Below are 17,012 nucleotides of genomic sequence, written 5' to 3' on the forward strand. Positions count from 1 at the left end.
ATTTTAGTGATAAAACGTTATGAGCTCATAATCTGATTTGAAATCAGGTATGGAGAAAAAGATGATTCCTGCTGAACGGCAAAAGACATTATTAAACTTAATTAGTAAACAAAGCGTTATTAGTATAAATAACTTAGTCAATATCTTAGGCGTATCGCATATGACCGTACGTCGTGATATACAAAAGCTCGAAGAGGATGGAAAAGTCATCTCTGTTTCGGGGGGGGTTCAATTACTTGAACGTTTATCCAGTGAACCAACACATGACGATAAATCATTACTAGCAACGACTGAAAAGGCGGCTATTAGTAAAAAAGCAGTTGAGTTAATACAAGAACATTCCACTATATATCTAGATGCTGGCACGACAACACTTGAAATCGCAAAACAAATCGCTAATCGAAACGATCTACTTGTAATTACTAATGATTTTGTTATTGCCCATTATTTAATGGTCAATAGCCAATGTAATATTATGCATACTGGTGGGCTCATTAATAAATCAAATCGTTCCTCTGTGGGAGAATTTGCTGCCCAATTTCTACGTCAAATTTCAGTTGACATTGCGTTCATCTCGACTTCATCTTGGAATTTAAAAGGGCTAACCACGCCTGATGAGCAAAAAATTCCTGTCAAAAAAGCTATTATCCAATTTAGTCAAAAAAATATCCTTGTTACTGATTCATCCAAATATGGCAAAGTAGCAACATTTCTACTATATCCACTTAGTTCACTAGATACGATTATCTGTGATAAAGGATTACCCGAAAATGCTCAAGCTAGAATCGATGAAATGAATGTTGAATTATTTTTAGTATAAAATAAAAAAGCCCTGTGAAACAGGGCATTCATTGGAGGTTAGAAAATTAAAAGATTATACGATCACGATTTTTCTCTAGTGTTGCTTTGCCAATTCCTTGTACTTCTAAAAGCTGTTCTGCATTAGTAAAATTACCGTGTTTTTCACGATATTGCACAATAGCTTCCGCTTTTTTCGTACCAATGCCAGTTAGGGATTTTTGAATTTCACTGGCAGTTGCTGTGTTGATATTCAATTTATCGCTCACTACGGCTGGTGCTACTTGAGCTTCAGCTTGAGTTGCTACAACAGGTTGAGCGGTTTGTTCTGTCGCTTTTTCCTCAGCAAAAGACGAAGAAGCAACCAGCGCACCACACAATACAACCGAAGTGAATAATGTTTTCATTAATTTCATAGAGGTTTCCTTATAATATGAATCGTTGATCAGCAATCAACACACCTATTTTTTCCTGCCTTGCAAAAACCCTCAAGAAACTGACCGCACTTTTGCGATCTCGATCGCAAAAATTCTTAATTTGAATGAAAAAACAAAGGGCTTATCATTTACGACAAGCCCTTAGTATTAATTAACTTCTTTTATTCTCAGCTCTTTTGGCACCTCAAAGAACATATTTTCTTCTAAACCTTGCAGTTCTTCTATGGAATTCGCACCAAACCTTTTTAAACGAGAAATAATCGATTGAACTAATTCCTCTGGCGCAGAAGCACCAGCTGTAATCCCAATGGTTTTTACATCATTAAACCAATCAGCTTGAATATCGGCAGGATCATCAAGAAGCTGTGATTTAACCCCCATTCGAGAAGCCAATTCAGCTAAACGATTTGAATTGGATGAATTTTTAGAACCTACAACCAACACTAAATCTGATAATTTTGCTAATTCTCGCACCGCTTCTTGACGATTAGTTGTCGCATAACAAATATCGTTTTTATGTGGTCCTTGAATAGCGGGATATTTTTCCTTTAATGCAGCAATAGTTTCAGCCGTATCATCTAGCGACAACGTCGTTTGCGTCATAAAGGTTAAATTATCATTTTCTTGCATTGGCAAACGTGCAATATCTTCTACTTTTTCAATTAGGAAAATACCGCCATCTTCATTGCTATACTGCCCCATTGTGCCTTCAACTTCAGGATGCCCTTTATGCCCAATCAAAATCGCTTTTGTACCCTTTCGACTTGCACGCGCAACCTGCATATGCACTTTAGTCACCAAAGGACAGGTTGCATCAAATACTTTGAGATTACGGTCTTTTGCTTCTTGCCGAACCGCTTGAGACACTCCGTGTGCAGAAAAAATCACGATCGCACCATCAGGCACCTCGCTTAATTCTTCCACAAAGATCGCACCACGCTCACGCAATCCGTTCACAACAAATCGGTTATGTACCACTTCGTGACGAACATAAATCGGTGCGCCATGAATTTCTAAGGCTAATTCAACAATACTAATGGCACGATCTACACCGGCACAAAATCCTCGTGGATTGGCTAAAATTATCTTCATTTTTGACCGCACTTTTCTACTTGTTTATCTTGTACTTTTTTCTTTTCGCTCTTAAACGCATCTAATACTAATAACCCTGCGCCAATACAAATGGCGATATCGGCGATATTAAACACTGGATAATGGTAAATATCCCAATAGAAATCAAAGAAATCCACGACAAAACCGTTATAAGCACGATCCACCATATTCGCTAATGCACCACCAATAATCAGTGCATAAGCAGAATTTTGGATTTTTTGTTCGGCATTATTTTTTGCTAAAAAATAAACCAACATGCCAGAGATAGCCAACGCTAACAAAATAAAGAAATATTGTTGCCAGCCACTATGATCCGCTAAGAAACTAAATGCCGCACCATAATTGCGAACATAGGTAAGATTGAAAACAGGCAGCACATTAACACTTTCATACAAATCAAATTTTTGTACCACAATGTATTTTGTAAACAAATCCACCACAAAAGCGACCGCACTTAACCATAAAAATGAAAGCCCTGATTTTTTGGACATACTATTTCCCTTTTAAAAAAATTCCGCTAATTCTAGCATAAGCCAATAAATGATAAAGCAGGATCTTATTTACTGAACGTATTTTGGTAATTTTGCAGGATCATCAGCCAACTCTTTAACATTCACAACATTTTTCCAATCAAATACTTTAATTTCCTGTTTTTCAGGATGGAAGAAATCCACGCCTTGTAAATGCTTTTCCTTAATTCCCATCCAATCAGCAAAACCATAAACAAAATTAAATGCCGATTGTGGCGTTTTTATTTTTTCTAGCTTTTTACTATCACTCGAAAACATAACGAAAGGAATTTCATAATTTTGTTTATAAAGATTATTTGGATGCAATGATAAACCTTCAGAATCCTCATAATGAGCAAGCCCATGATCAGAAAAGTAAATCACCGAATAGGGTTCATTTTGCGATACTAACTGCGAATTTAATTTTTCTAAAAACTGATCCGTATATTTAATCGATTCTAAATAACAAGACATAGATTGATTAATAAAATAATTTTTAACTTCGTACGGAAGACGCTCACAAAAGGCTGGATGTGAGCCCATTAAATGAATCACAATTAATTTTGGATTCGTAATATTTTCTTTTAAGGCTTTATCTAATACAGGCAACATTTCATCGTCATAAACTTTTTTAGAGTTATAACCTAACGGCTTCATAAAAATCGTTTCATCTGCACTTTGACCAATACGAGATGCGATCGTATCAAATTCCCCAATTTTGCCTTGATTAGAAATCCAATAGGTTTTCACACCCGCTTTTTTGGCTAAAGAAATAATATTATCCGTATAAACCGTTTCCCCTTTTTCTGCTCGATATAGGGTGAGTTGTAAAGACGGTTGCGTATTCGGTGCTGCAGAATAATAATTTTCAAAAACAGTGCCTTTCACACGCTCTAAAAATGGTGTAGTTTTCAATGGAAAACCATATAACGACATATAATCTTTTCGCATGCTTTCACCGATAATCAAAATATAATTTTTATATTTTGGCATAAAAGATTGAATATCCCATTGAGAAGGTGCATTAACGGATTGATTTAGAAAATCACGTTGTTCTAAATACAGATCATTCATTCGATCAAATTCAGAATAAAAAAGAACGGGATAAAAACGGAATTTATACGCATAGTTCCAATCAGAAAATTGATTGTAAGAAAAAACTAATAATAGGCTGATAACAGCCGTATTTAGCCATTTAAATGCTTGTTGTTTAGCATGAAAACTTAATTTCATTAAAATAACAAACAGGATGAAATAACTAGCTTGAAATAAAAATATCCAAAAAGGAATAGTTGTGTAGTATTCCAAGGTTTCATTAATATTCGTTTCATAAACAGAAGCAATAATACCCAAAGATGGAATACCATAGAAAAAACCAGCAGAGCAATAAAATAACGCACTGAGGAATAATACAGTGATTAATATTCGCCCAACCCAAGGGGTGAAATAAAAAGAAATCGCCGTGATAACAAATAAAATTGCGTAATCTGAAACAGGAATATTCTCACTTAATACATTGCCTAATCCCATATTGGTAAATATAGAAAAGAGAAACAATAAAAAATAAAACCATATTGTTTTAGAATGAATTATTTTTTTCCCGAACATCATTAACTTCCTTTCGCACAAAAGTAAAAAAGTGCGGTGAAATTTACCGCACTTTTGAGCAGAATTTATCTCAAATTATAATTTAACCTACTATTGTTGTGCTTCATCATCTTGATTGATGAAAGAATCATTTACCTCAATTTTCGCTCTCTCACGTAATCCTTGTATTAACTGAACTTGTAATTCAGATTGATGACTACGCAATAATTGCATAGCAAATTGCGACAATTCTTTTTCACTTAAACTGCCTTGTTCAACCTTATTCAAAGCGACAACAACGACATCGCCATTTGAATTATGCACCACTTGATAAAGAGCTTTACTTGATTCAGGTTTAGCAATTGAAAATATACCATTTGTTAAAATAGGATCTTTATTTTCGCTTAAAGTAAAAGTCTGCTCACTTGAGAAATTAATGCCATCTACTTTTGATTCAGGGTTTTCATTTAATTTTTTCACTGCTTGTTGTGCTTTTTCATTAAGCGCATTCTCAGCTTTCTGACGTTTTAAGAAAGTTTCAATATCTATTTTAGCCTCTTCTAAACTTTTTACGCCCTCTGCTTTGCGATCCAACACACGTACAATAATTGTGTGATAATCGCCTACATTAATTGGTTCAGAATTCATACCAACATTCGTAGTATCTGATTCAAATATTGTGTAAATAACATTAGGGAAATTTAATCCAGCTGGCACATTTTGACGAGAAAAATAATCGCTCTCTTGAACCTTAACACCTGCTGCTTGTGCTGCAGTATTAAGAGACTTACTGTCTTCAAAAGCCTTATCACTCGCTTGTTTTTCTAAAGAAAAATAACGACTCTCCATTAAAGATTTACGAACTAAATCTGCAATTTGAGCTTTCACATTCTCCAAACTTTGCGCTTTACGTTCTTGCACTAACACAATATGGTAATTGCCATCCACATTGATTGGTTGGCTATATTGCCCTACCTGCAATGCAGCTGCGGCATCTTCAAAGGCTTTTGGTAATTCATTCTCATTTACCCAGCCTAAATCCCCACCATTCTCACCAGAAATTTTATCCAAAGATTTCGCTTTAGCGACATCAGCGAAATTTGCCCCTTTCTGTAATTCCTCGTAAGCCACTTTCGCATCTTGTTCATTTGCAAATTGAATATGTGCTAAATGTTGAGTCATAAATTGTGCTTTATTATCTTGATAATATTGCGCAATTTCTACATCTGTAACTTGAAGATTTCTACTGATGTTATCTGCAGAAAGATCAATATACTGAACTTTAACCTGCTCTGGCTGAACAAAAGACTTTTGATTAGCTTCATAATACGTTTTGATTTCATCATCAGAGACTGATTGTTTTGCCATTTCATCTGCAAGAGATAAAGTTGCTAAACGAGCTAAACGCTTTTGAAAGAAAACTTCTGCACTATTTTTTACTTGAGCAGGAACAATAAATTCACTGTTAGCAACGCCATTTTGTATTTGTTCAAGAGGTAACGAAGCACGTAGAATTGAAGCGTAACCATCTGAAGTTAAATGATTTTGTTGTAATATTCGTTGATAAACAGCATTATCAAATTTACCCTTTACTTGAAAATTAGGATCGGTCACGATTGCACGTTTAATCATTTCATCACTCACGCCTAATTTTAATTCTTTAACATATTGGCGAAGTAATTCTTGATCAATCATTAGATTGACGATGTTTTGACGAAGTGCGGTAACAAATTCAGGAGAATCGGACTGACCCATAAACGCCTCTCCCTCACGTTGTGCGCGTATTTCAAATTCTTGATTATAGCGATTTAAAAAATCTTGTTGAGAAATCACTTCGCCGTTCACTTTTGCCGCATAAGTATCATTTGAGCTAAAAAGATAGCCAGACATTCCACCAACTAAAAACGATACAGTAATCAAACCTAAGATAAATTTAGAAATCTTTGAGTTTGTTAAATTGTGCATTTTTTCAATTAACATTCTATAACCCTTGTTATAAATATAAAAATTTTCCCGATTATAATCTAAACGTAAAAAATTAGCATCTTAAAAAGTGAAAACACCTAGTTCGTAAAGCAAGCTAATACTAATTTCTGTCAACAAGACTCTACCAAATATTGCCGCTTTTGATTTGAATTTTTGCCCAAGAAAATGACCGCACTTTATCCTTCCTATTTTCCAATGCAGAAAGAACTAAAAATACTGCCGAGTAAATCATCGGATGTGAATTGACCCGTAATTTCACTTAAATAGCTTTGAACTAAACGTAATTCTTCCGCTAAAAGTTCCCCCGCGTGAAATTCAGTAAGTTGAACCAAACCGATTTGTAAATGCTCTGCGGCTTTCTCAAGTGCATCTAAATGACGACGACGAGCTAAAAATCCCCCTTCAATACCTGTTTGAAAACCCATTGCTTGTTTTAAATGCTCGCGTAAAAGTTGTACACCATCATGCGTTTGAGCGGAAAGACTAATAATTTGATAACCACCCTGTTCGCTTTCACTTGCTTGTTCGCCATTTAAATCAATTTTGTTTCTAACAATAGTAACTGGCAAGGTTGAGGGTAATTTTGCTAAAAATTCTGACCGCACTTTGCTTAAATCTGCACTTTCAGGATCGCTACTATCTAACATCAAAATAATACGATCGGCTTGTTCAATCTCTGTCCAAGCACGAGAAATCCCAATTCGCTCCACTTCATCGGTTGCATCTCGAAGACCTGCGGTATCAATAATATGCAATGGCATACCGTCAATATGAATATGTTCACGCAATACATCACGGGTTGTACCTGCAATATCCGTGACGATAGCCGCTTCGCGACCAGCAAGTGCATTAAGCAAACTCGATTTACCCGCATTCGGACGACCAGCAATCACGACTTTCATTCCTTCACGTAAAATAGAACCTTGTTTAGCTTCAGAGCGAACATCTTCCAACTGATTAATAATACCACGTAAGTTTGCTTCAATTTTTCCATCCGCCAAGAAATCAATTTCTTCATCAGGAAAGTCAATGCTTGCTTCTACATAAGTACGTAAGTAAATCACAGAATCAACTAATGTATTTACTTTTTTAGAAAACTCTCCTTGTAAGGATTTTAATGCAGAGCGTACCGCTTGTTCTGATGTTGCATCAATTAAATCTGCAATCGCTTCCGCTTGAGCAAGATCCAATTTATCATTCAAAAAAGCTTGTTCAGAAAACTCGCCTGGTCTCGCCAAACGGATTCCATCAATTTGTAAAATACGTTTGAGTAATAAATCTAATACAACCTGCCCACCGTGACCTTGCAATTCCAATACATCTTCACCAGTAAATGAATTTGGCGATTTGAAATAAAGCGCAATCCCTTGATCTAAAATAGTGCCATCAGCATCTTTAAAAGGAAGATAATCTGCCATTCTTGGCTTCGGGCATTTACCTAATATAGCTTGAGCAACTTTTGTTGCTAAAGGCCCAGAGACCCTTAAAATCCCAATGCCACCACGACCTGGTGCAGTAGCTTGAGCAACGATTGTTTCTTTCATAAAAAACTCTTTAAAATCTAGCCGCACTTTTAATTTAGAGGGATAACGCTTATCCCTGTTTCTACTAAAAAAACTCTATCTCTACAAAATGCAGAATATATTAAGATCAAATAATAAAGAAAGGCACATTCCGTGCCTTTCTTTTTGCCTGTTCGTGACTATTTCTTACGAGAATGCAACCCTTTTTTCTCTAATCCACGATAAATTAATTGCTGTTGGGCGATAGTGATCAAGTTAGATACTAACCAGTATAATACCAAGCCTGATGGGAACCACAAGAAAAAGAACATAAAAACTAATGGCATAAAATTCATTACTTTTTGTTGTGTTGGGTCAGTTACTGGTGTTGGCGACATTTTTTGCAACAAGAACATTGAGATACCCATTAAAATAGGGAGAATGTAATAAGGATCTTGTGCCGATAAGTCTTGAATCCAACCAAAGAACGGCGCATGACGTAATTCAACGGCTTCTAAGAACGTCCAGTACAATGCAATGAAAATTGGCATTTGAAGAAGAATTGGCAAACAACCACCAAGTGGATTTACTTTTTCTTCTTTATAAAGTTTCATCATTTCTTGGCTCATACGTTGGCGATCATCTCCAAAACGTTCACGCATTTCTTGCATTTTCGGTTGCAAAATACGCATTTTAGCCATTGAAGTATATTGTGCTTTTGTAAGAGGATACAAAATTGCTTTCACTACAATTGTTACACAGATAATCGCCAAACCCCAGTTAGACACAATCCCTTGAATAAAGGTTAATAACCAGAATAACGGTTTAGCAATAAACCAAGCCCAACCATAATCAACCGTTAAATCTAAATTATTTGCGACAGTTGCCATTTGATTTTGAAGTTTAGGGCCAGTCCACAATGAACTTGTAATCGTCTCTTGGCTACCAGCAGGAATAGTGACAACAGAACCACGATAACCAATTGATGCAACATTATTTTTACTATCTGTAATGGTATAAAGTTGATTATTTACATCTTGATTTGGGATCCACGCAGAAACGAAATAATGTTGTAACACCGCAACCCAACCAGCTTTAGTATCAATAGAAAGATTATTATCTTGCATATCACTAAAACTATATTTTTTATAGTTAGTTTCTGAAGAAGAATATGCACCGCCAGTATAAGTAGGCATTGCAACATTACCAGAGTTTTCAACAATAGAATGCTTCAATTGACCATAAGGCTCCACTTCAATAGCTTGACCACTTTGGTTATCAATCTTGTAATCTACGCCTAAATCATAGCTACCACGTTTTAATACGAAGATTTTTTGATAAGTTACGCCATCTTTTTCAAAAAGAAGCGGTACAGAAAGAGATTCTTGCCCCTCGGCTAATTTAAAATTATCGCCTTCAATTTGATATTGCGCACGACCAGAACGGGTATCAATACCGTTTTTACCAATTAAACCACTTTGCGCAATATAAATATGCTCTTTAGTATCTTTTAATAATTCAAACGGTGTTTTTGAATCCAATTCTGCATCATATTTTAATAATTCAGAGCTAATTACATCGCCACCCAATGTATCAATTTTCAAACGGAACACATCGTTTTCAAGAGTAATAATACGACCACGAGTTTGAGAATCTGCTATGGCTTGTGAATTAGAAGGGGAACTTGCCGGAACGTCAGAAGTGGCAGTTATTGAAGTTGTTTGTTCAGTTTGCACAGGTGGATTTTTATCCAACTGCCATTGCTGATAAACAAGGAAAGAAATAAAAATCAGTGCAAGCACTAATAGGCTACGTCTTGAGTCCATTATTTTTTCTCATCATTATTATTGGTTTTTGGTGGAACAGGATCGAATCCACCTGCGTTTAAAGGATGGCATTTTAATACACGTTTCAGCGTAAGCCAACCACCTTTTAATAATCCGTGTGTTTTTAATGCTTCAATACCATAGCAAGAACAAGTAGGCACAAACCGACAACGAGCCCCAATAAACGGACTAATCATTATTTGATAAAGACGAATAATCTTAATTAAGATTTTTGTGCCAAACGAATGTGTCTCTGCCATAATTTTTCGAGTATTTGTGCAAATGTATTATTGTCGAGTTTTCCAATACCATTTTTAGCTACAAAAACAAAATCATAAGCAGGCAAACGATGCTGTGATAAACGAAAACTTTCTCGTACTAAGCGTTTAATTCGATTACGCTCGTGGGCGCGTTTTAAATGTTTTTTAGCAACGGTCAAACCTAAACGCGGATGTTCAAGATTATTTTTTCTAGCAAGGATTGTAATTTCGGGAGTACTAGCTCTGAATGGCTGTTCGAAAACATTTTTGAATTGAATGGGAGTTAATAAACGTAACTCCCTTGAAAAGTTCAGCTTAACCACTAAGAATTGTGATTATGCAGATAAACTTTTACGACCTTTAGCACGGCGACGCGCTAAAACTTGACGGCCATTTTTAGTTGCCATACGAGCACGGAAACCGTGAGTACGACTACGTTTTAATACAGAAGGTTGAAATGTACGTTTCATTTTAATTTACCTAAATACAATTAAGAGTGAATAAAATAGGGTGCAATTCTAGTCATAAAATGCGCGTTCGTCAAATAAGAAACAGAAATTTTTTAAAAAATCTCAAACTAATATTAAAAATATAGTGTATGCACTTTGACAATGTTAGAGATAACTCAACAGTTAGTTTACAACCTTAAAATATTTTTCCAATTTCGAGATAAATTCTATTTTTATCATAACGATAAAAAGCATGATTACTAGTGGATTTTTGATAATCCCACGATAATTTAGGTGTTAATCCCATAAAATGTATATTTCTATGCCATAAAGTAATTGTGGTTGTGTATTCACGATTTTTTTGCTGTATCCCAATCAAATCTTTCTCTCTATACACTCGGTTGGCATAACTAAAAGTAAGACGTGATGAAATACCATAAGACCAATCCTGCCCCCAACCAAGTCTCAATGTCTTTTGTTGATAGGCATTATCTAATGCTTGTGTATTTTCTCTATGAAAATCCATGCCAGCAAACCAAAATTGGGTGCTTTTAGGTAAATAAAATAATGTTGATGAAATGAAATAATAATTACCATCTAAATGTTTTCGGATTTTATAACGAGATTCTCCATACTCAAGTGCGGTAGAAATTTGCCAAGTTTTACTTAGCCAATCTACGTTTTCTAAACGAATACCTAATTTATCCGCATATTGCTTCATTGTATTCGTTCCAGAGCTACCGCCTGCATACCAGCGTTTTTCTTGAAAAGGAAACAACGAGACTTCAACTGAGGCAGTTTGATAACCTAAACCACCACCTATACGCAAAGTAGCCTCATTGTATTTTTTATTATCCCAATAATATTTTCCATTTCCATTAAACATAGTTTTACTAAAAAAATGATCTGCCCACGGCCATTTTTTTTCTACTGATAAAGAATACCCTACACCCTTCCCACTTTCTTTTTCCCAAGCGGTCCAATTACCAATTTTTGTGCCACTTTTTGGAGCGTTATTCAAATTATCATCATTTAAAAAATTTAATCCTACTTGCCATATCCATTGATTCCGCTGATTTAGTGTTAAAAGATACTGATCAATAACACCTAAAAATTTTTCATCATCTACCTCTGTACGTAATTTTTCAAATTGAATTTTGGCAGATTCATTTTCATAGTTAAAAAATAGAGCTTGAGCTAATTGATAACGTAAAGGTAGTAAAGATGCGTCTCGAGCGAATAATTCACGATAATAAGCAATAGATTGAGTTAAATCACCTTGTTCACGAGCTTCAATAGCCTTTGCCCAAGTTAGCAAGAAATTATCTTGCTGAGGAAATTGTTTATATAGTGGTAATAACAGTTGAACTGCCTGAGTGTTATTTTGATATAAAGCAGGAATTAACCCACGCAAAACAAGTCTTGGATGGTGCGCTAATTGGCTTTTGGAAAGAGAAATAATATGCCTATTTGGTATTTCTTTCTTAGGCATAGAAGAAAAAGAGGAGGTTTTTAATTCCGCACTTTGAATCGTATTTGTCAATGTATCATTTTTAGGACGTGCAACTTCTGCCCAAGCTACATTCGTTAATGATAAGCCTATTAATGATAAGCCTATTAATGATAAGAAAGAAATTTGTTTTACGCCATTTTTCATATTTTATCCATGAACTTAAAAAACTCTAACTTGACATTATTACAAAAAAAGAACAATAATGCGAATTATTATCAATTTTGTATAAGTATAATTCTATGAAATCTGTACCTTTTATCACTGGTGGACTTTCCTTTTTACTAAGCGCTTGTAGCGGGGGAGGTGGATCTTTTGATGTAGATGACGTCTCTAATCCCTCCTCTTCTAAACCACGTTATCAAGACGATACCTCGAATCAAAGAACAAAATCTAATTTAGATCAGTTGTCCATTCCTTCTTTAGGGGGAGGGATGAAGTTAGTTGCTCAAAATATACATCCTAACTCAAGCAAAGAACCAAGCTTATTGAATGATTATAGTGTCTTAACTGACCTCTCTTTGATTATGAAGGATGTTAAAAATAACAATCAAAATGGGGATACTCCAATTGGCTCAATAGACGAGCCTAACGCAACAAATCCAAACAAAAATCATCATGGACAAAAATATGTATATTCGGGGCTTTATTATATTCCATCGTGGCGTCAAACAGATCCCTCAAAGAACAAGTATTATGCTGGTTACTATGGATATGCGTTTTATTATGGTAATAAAACTGCAACAAACTTGCCAGTAAGCGGTGTAGCTAAATACAAAGGAACTTGGAGCTTCATCACTGCAACTAAATATCGCCAAAATTATTCTTTGTTCAGTAATGCTAGAGGTCAAGCTTATTTTCGACGTAGTGCTACTCCAGGAGATATTGATTCCGAAAATAATTCCAGTAACGGTGACACGGGCTTAATAAGTGAATTTAGTGCAGATTTTGGGAATAAAAAACTGAAAGGAGAACTGTCTTACACCCAAAGAAAAACTAATAATCAAGCATATAAAAAGGAAAAACTCTATGATATAGATGCCAATATTTATAGTAATAGATTCAGGGGTAAAGTTATTCCTAAAGATAAAGACCCCACATCTACGGAACATCCCTTTACCAGCGAGGGAACATTAGAAGGTGGTTTTTACGGGCCTAAAGGTGAAGAATTAGGAGGAAAGTTTTTAGCTGATGATAACCGAGTTTTTGGGGTATTTAGTGCTAAAGAAACGGAAAAAACCCCAGAATTACGCAGAGAAACCTTAATTGATGGCAAGCTAACTACTTTCTCTACTAAAACAACCAATGGAACAACCAATGCAACAGCCAATACAAAAACCAATGCAATAACCGATGCAGAAAACTTTAAGACGGAAGATATATCAAGTTTTGGTGAGGCGGATTATCTTTTAATTGACAATCAGCCTATTCCGCTTTTACCTGAAGAAAAGACTAGTGATTTCATAACTAGTAGGCACCATACTGTAGGAAATAAACGCTATAAAGTGGAAGCATGTTGCAGTAATCTAAGCTATGTAAAATTTGGTATGTATTATGAAGACCCACTTAAAGAAGAAAAAGACAAAGAAAAAAACAAAGAAAAAGAAGAAGACAAAGAAAAACAAACGGCGGCAACGACCAACACTTATTATCAATTCTTATTAGGTCTCCGTACTGCCAGTTCTGAAATTCCTAAAATGGGAAACGTGGAATATCGCGGTAATTGGTTTGGTTATATTAGTGATGGCACGACATCTTACTCCCCCAGTGGTGATAAGGAACGCAGTAAAAATGCTCCCGCCGATTTTAATGTTGATTTTGTCAATAAAAAGCTAACAGGCACATTAAAACGACACGATAATGGAAATACCGTATTTAGTATTGAGGCAAACTTTAACAGTGGGAATGACTTCACTGGTAAAGCAACCGCAAAAGATTTAGTAATAGATGGTAAAAGTACACAAGCCACATCTAAAGTCAATTTCACGGCAACAGTAAAAGGGGCATTTTATGGACCTGATGCTTCTGAATTAGGCGGTTATTTCACCTATAACGGAAAAGACACTACACCTAAAAATTCCTCAGCCGTACCTTCATCACCCAATTCACCAAATGCAAGAGCTGCAGTTGTGTTTGGTGCTAAAAAACAAGTAGAAACAAACAACAAGTAGAAAAAAACAAATAATGGAATACTAAAAATGACTAAAAAACCCTATTTTCGCCTAAGTATTATTTCTTGTCTTTTAATTTCATGCTATGTAAAAGCAGAAACTCAAAGTATAAAAGATACAAAAGAAGCTATATCATCTGAAGTGGGCACTCAAAGTACAGAAGATTCAGAATTAGAAACTATCTCAGTCACTGCAGAAAAAATAAGAGATCGTAAAGATAATGAAGTAACTGGACTTGGCAAAATTATAAAAACTAGTGAAAGTATCAGCCGAGAACAAGTATTAAATATTCGTGATCTAACACGCTATGATCCAGGTATTTCAGTTGTAGAACAAGGTCGCGGTGCAAGTTCTGGATATTCTATTCGTGGTATGGACAGAAATAGAGTTGCTTTATTAGTAGATGGTTTACCTCAAACGCAGTCTTATGTAGTGCAAAGCCCTTTAGTTGCTCGTTCAGGATATTCTGGCACTGGTGCAATTAATGAAATTGAATATGAAAATGTAAAGGCCGTCGAAATAAGCAAGGGGGGGAGTTCTTCTGAGTATGGTAATGGAGCACTAGCTGGTTCTGTAACATTTCAAAGCAAATCAGCAGCCGATATCTTAGAAGGAGACAAATCATGGGGAATTCAAACTAAAAATGCTTATTCAAGCAAAAATAAAGGCTTTACCCATTCTTTAGCTGTAGCAGGAAAACAAGGTGGATTTGAAGGACTTGCTATTTACACTCAACGAAATTCAATTGAAACCCAAGTCCATAAAGATGCATTAAAAGGCGTGCAAAGTTATAATCGATTAATCGCCAAAGAAGATGGATCTAATGCATACTTTGTGATGGAAGATGAGTGTCCAAAGGATTATAACAGTTGTATACCTTCAGCCAAACCACCTGCGAAGTTATCCTCCCAAAGAGAAACCGTAAGCGTTTCAGATTATACGGGGGCTAACCGTATCAAACCTAATCCAATGAAATATGAAAGCCAGTCTTGGTTTTTAAGAGGAGGCTATCATTTTTCTGAACAACATTATATTGGTGGTATTTTTGAATTCACACAACAAAAATTTGATATCCGTGATATGACATTTCCCGCTTATTTAAGATCAACAGAAAAACCGGATTTAGAAAATAGTTCTTTTTATCCAAAGCAAGATTATGGTGCATATCAACGTATTGAGGATGGCCGAGGCGTTAAATATGCAAGTGGGCTTTATTTCGATGAACACCATAGAAAACAGCGTGTAGGTATTGAATATATTTACGAAAATAAGAACAAAGCGGGAATCATTGACAAAGCAGTGTTAAGTGCTAATCAACAAAACATTATACTTGACAGTTATATGCAACATACACATTGCAGTCTTTATCCTAATCCAAGTAAGAATTGCCGCCCAACACTTGATAAACCTTATTCATACTATCATTCTGATAGAAATGTTTATAAAGAAAAACATAATATGTTGCAATTGAATTTAGAGAAAAAAATTCAACAAAATTGGCTTACTCATCAAATTGTCTTCAATCTTGGTTTTGATGACTTTACTTCAGCGCTTCAGCATAAAGATTATTTAACTCGACGTGTTACCGCTACGGCAAAGAGTATTTCAGAGAAACCTGGTGAAACACCAAGAAGAAATGGTTTCAAATTACAACCTTACTTATACCCAAAACCAAATGCATCTTTTGTAGGACGAGATCATTGTAATTATCAAGGTAGCTCCTCTAATTATAGTGACTGTAAAGTGCGGTTAATTAAAGGGAAAAATTATTATTTCGCAGCACGCAATAATATGGCATTAGGGAAATACGTTGATTTAGGTTTAGGTATTCGGTATGACGTATCTCGTACAAAAGCTAATGAATCAACTATTAGTGTTGGTAAATTTAAAAATTTCTCTTGGAATACTGGTATTGTCATAAAACCAACGGAATGGCTTGATCTTTCTTATCGCCTTTCTACTGGATTTAGAAATCCTAGTTTTGCTGAAATGTATGGATGGCGGTATGGTGGCAAGAATGACGAGGTTTATGTAGGTAAATTTAAGCCTGAAACATCTCGTAACCAAGAGTTTGGTCTCGCTCTAAAAGGGGATTTTGGTAATATTGAGATCAGTCATTTTAGTAATGCTTATCGAAATCTTATCGCCTTTGCTGAAGAACTTAAAAATGGAAAGGGCAAGGGCAAGGGCAAGGGCAATTATGGATATCATAATGCACAAAATGCAAAATTAGTTGGCGTAAATATAACTGCGCAATTAGATTTTAATGGTTTATGGAAACGTATTCCCTACGGTTGGTATGCAACATTTGCTTATAACCGAGTAAAAGTTAAAGATCAAAAAATCAATGCTGGTTTAGCCTCCGTAAGCAGTTATTTATTTGATGCCATTCAGCCCAGCCGTTATATCATTGGTTTAGGCTATGATCATCCAAGTAATACTTGGGGAATTAATACAATGTTTACTCAATCAAAAGCAAAATCTCAAAATGAATTGCTAGGACAACGTTCATTAGGTAACACTTCAAGGGGTGTAAAATCAACAAGAAAACTTACTCGGGCATGGCATATCTTAGATGTATCGGGTTATTACATGGTGAATAGAAGTATTTTGTTCCGATTAGGAGTATATAATTTATTAAACTATCGCTATGTCACTTGGGAAGCGGTGCGTCAAACAGCACAAGGAGCGGTCAATCAACATCAAAATGTTGGTAATTATACTCGCTACGCAGCATCAGGACGAAACTATACCTTAACATTAGAAATGAAATTCTAAATTAAAATGCGCCAGACAGGTTAAGCACGCTATCTATATCGCACTGGCGCATTTCTTTTCAGTTCTATAATCTTATGAAATGAAAA

At 35.4% G+C, this 17,012-nt stretch carries 14 protein-coding genes; 3 read left to right on the top strand and 11 right to left on the bottom strand.

Annotated elements, in window-relative coordinates; translation table 11 throughout:
- The first annotated feature begins 61 nt into the window (after positions 1-61).
- On the top strand, positions 62-820 hold the full coding sequence (locus K6J66_RS09475; RefSeq protein WP_005647892.1) for a DeoR/GlpR family DNA-binding transcription regulator: 759 nt from the start codon (positions 62-64) through the stop codon (positions 818-820).
- Positions 821-866: 46 nt separating this feature from the next.
- Here the strand turns inward: K6J66_RS09475 and K6J66_RS09480 are convergent, their stop codons facing one another.
- The 11 genes from K6J66_RS09480 to K6J66_RS09530 all read right to left on the bottom strand — a co-directional run bounded on the left by K6J66_RS09480 (position 867) and on the right by K6J66_RS09530 (position 12,124).
- The gene (locus K6J66_RS09480; protein ID WP_042603648.1) at positions 867-1,214 is read right to left on the bottom strand and encodes a helix-hairpin-helix domain-containing protein; all 348 of its coding nucleotides are present in this window, start codon (positions 1,212-1,214) and stop codon (positions 867-869) included.
- Positions 1,215-1,382: 168 nt separating this feature from the next.
- The gene (gene ispH / locus K6J66_RS09485) at positions 1,383-2,327 is read right to left on the bottom strand and encodes a 4-hydroxy-3-methylbut-2-enyl diphosphate reductase (protein ID WP_005647895.1); all 945 of its coding nucleotides are present in this window, start codon (positions 2,325-2,327) and stop codon (positions 1,383-1,385) included.
- Complete coding sequence (gene lspA / locus K6J66_RS09490; protein ID WP_105887300.1) at positions 2,324-2,839, bottom strand: signal peptidase II; 516 nt, start codon at positions 2,837-2,839, stop codon at positions 2,324-2,326. Before lspA ends, ispH begins: the two co-directional genes overlap by 4 nt.
- A gap of 69 nt (positions 2,840-2,908) precedes the next feature.
- A complete protein-coding gene (locus K6J66_RS09495) occupies positions 2,909-4,468 on the bottom strand; it encodes a phosphoethanolamine transferase (protein WP_110442718.1) in 1,560 nt (519 codons plus the stop codon).
- An 87-nt stretch (positions 4,469-4,555) separates the two neighbouring features.
- Positions 4,556-6,424 (bottom strand): SurA N-terminal domain-containing protein, encoded by a 1,869-nt coding sequence (locus tag K6J66_RS09500; protein WP_110442717.1) that lies wholly within the window; start codon positions 6,422-6,424, stop codon positions 4,556-4,558.
- A 191-nt stretch (positions 6,425-6,615) separates the two neighbouring features.
- Positions 6,616-7,974: a tRNA uridine-5-carboxymethylaminomethyl(34) synthesis GTPase MnmE gene (gene mnmE / locus K6J66_RS09505; protein ID WP_110442716.1), complete on the bottom strand. Its 1,359-nt coding sequence runs from the start codon at positions 7,972-7,974 to the stop codon at positions 6,616-6,618.
- Positions 7,975-8,132: 158 nt separating this feature from the next.
- Positions 8,133-9,758, bottom strand: a complete 1,626-nt coding sequence (gene yidC, locus K6J66_RS09510) for a membrane protein insertase YidC (RefSeq protein WP_110442715.1) — start codon at positions 9,756-9,758, stop codon at positions 8,133-8,135.
- The gene (gene yidD, locus K6J66_RS09515; protein WP_005659282.1) at positions 9,758-10,018 is read right to left on the bottom strand and encodes a membrane protein insertion efficiency factor YidD; all 261 of its coding nucleotides are present in this window, start codon (positions 10,016-10,018) and stop codon (positions 9,758-9,760) included. The genes yidC and yidD overlap by 1 nt, the downstream gene beginning before the upstream one ends.
- Positions 9,982-10,341 carry a ribonuclease P protein component gene (gene rnpA, locus K6J66_RS09520; RefSeq protein ID WP_005647913.1) on the bottom strand — a complete coding sequence of 120 codons (360 nt, stop codon included), beginning with the start codon at positions 10,339-10,341 and terminating at the stop codon, positions 9,982-9,984. Before rnpA ends, yidD begins: the two co-directional genes overlap by 37 nt.
- Positions 10,342-10,353: 12 nt before the next feature.
- A complete protein-coding gene (rpmH, locus tag K6J66_RS09525; protein WP_005539760.1) occupies positions 10,354-10,488 on the bottom strand; it encodes a 50S ribosomal protein L34 in 135 nt (44 codons plus the stop codon).
- A 175-nt stretch (positions 10,489-10,663) separates the two neighbouring features.
- Complete coding sequence (locus K6J66_RS09530; RefSeq protein ID WP_110442714.1) at positions 10,664-12,124, bottom strand: surface lipoprotein assembly modifier; 1,461 nt, start codon at positions 12,122-12,124, stop codon at positions 10,664-10,666.
- A gap of 95 nt (positions 12,125-12,219) precedes the next feature.
- Between K6J66_RS09530 and K6J66_RS09535 the strand changes: the two genes are divergently transcribed.
- Both K6J66_RS09535 and K6J66_RS09540 read left to right on the top strand, forming a co-directional pair.
- Complete coding sequence (locus tag K6J66_RS09535) at positions 12,220-14,148, top strand: transferrin-binding protein-like solute binding protein (RefSeq protein WP_110442713.1); 1,929 nt, start codon at positions 12,220-12,222, stop codon at positions 14,146-14,148.
- A 27-nt stretch (positions 14,149-14,175) separates the two neighbouring features.
- On the top strand, positions 14,176-16,926 hold the full coding sequence (locus K6J66_RS09540; protein ID WP_110442712.1) for a lactoferrin/transferrin family TonB-dependent receptor: 2,751 nt from the start codon (positions 14,176-14,178) through the stop codon (positions 16,924-16,926).
- Positions 16,927-17,012 lie beyond the last annotated feature (86 nt).

This window comes from Haemophilus influenzae (genome assembly GCF_019703545.1).
GTDB classification, from domain to species: Bacteria; Pseudomonadota; Gammaproteobacteria; order Enterobacterales; family Pasteurellaceae; genus Haemophilus; species Haemophilus influenzae_E.

Coding starts and splice junctions, on each gene's coding strand:
- K6J66_RS09475 (WP_005647892.1), top strand. CDS start 62: ATGATTCCTGCTGAACGGCAAAAGACATTATTAAACTTAATTAGTAAA.
- K6J66_RS09480 (WP_042603648.1), bottom strand. CDS start 1,214: ATGAAATTAATGAAAACATTATTCACTTCGGTTGTATTGTGTGGTGCG.
- ispH (WP_005647895.1), bottom strand. CDS start 2,327: ATGAAGATAATTTTAGCCAATCCACGAGGATTTTGTGCCGGTGTAGAT.
- lspA (WP_105887300.1), bottom strand. CDS start 2,839: ATGTCCAAAAAATCAGGGCTTTCATTTTTATGGTTAAGTGCGGTCGCT.
- K6J66_RS09495 (WP_110442718.1), bottom strand. CDS start 4,468: ATGATGTTCGGGAAAAAAATAATTCATTCTAAAACAATATGGTTTTAT.
- K6J66_RS09500 (WP_110442717.1), bottom strand. CDS start 6,424: ATGTTAATTGAAAAAATGCACAATTTAACAAACTCAAAGATTTCTAAA.
- mnmE (WP_110442716.1), bottom strand. CDS start 7,974: ATGAAAGAAACAATCGTTGCTCAAGCTACTGCACCAGGTCGTGGTGGC.
- yidC (WP_110442715.1), bottom strand. CDS start 9,758: ATGGACTCAAGACGTAGCCTATTAGTGCTTGCACTGATTTTTATTTCT.
- yidD (WP_005659282.1), bottom strand. CDS start 10,018: ATGGCAGAGACACATTCGTTTGGCACAAAAATCTTAATTAAGATTATT.
- rpmH (WP_005539760.1), bottom strand. CDS start 10,488: ATGAAACGTACATTTCAACCTTCTGTATTAAAACGTAGTCGTACTCAC.
- K6J66_RS09530 (WP_110442714.1), bottom strand. CDS start 12,124: ATGAAAAATGGCGTAAAACAAATTTCTTTCTTATCATTAATAGGCTTA.
- K6J66_RS09535 (WP_110442713.1), top strand. CDS start 12,220: ATGAAATCTGTACCTTTTATCACTGGTGGACTTTCCTTTTTACTAAGC.
- K6J66_RS09540 (WP_110442712.1), top strand. CDS start 14,176: ATGACTAAAAAACCCTATTTTCGCCTAAGTATTATTTCTTGTCTTTTA.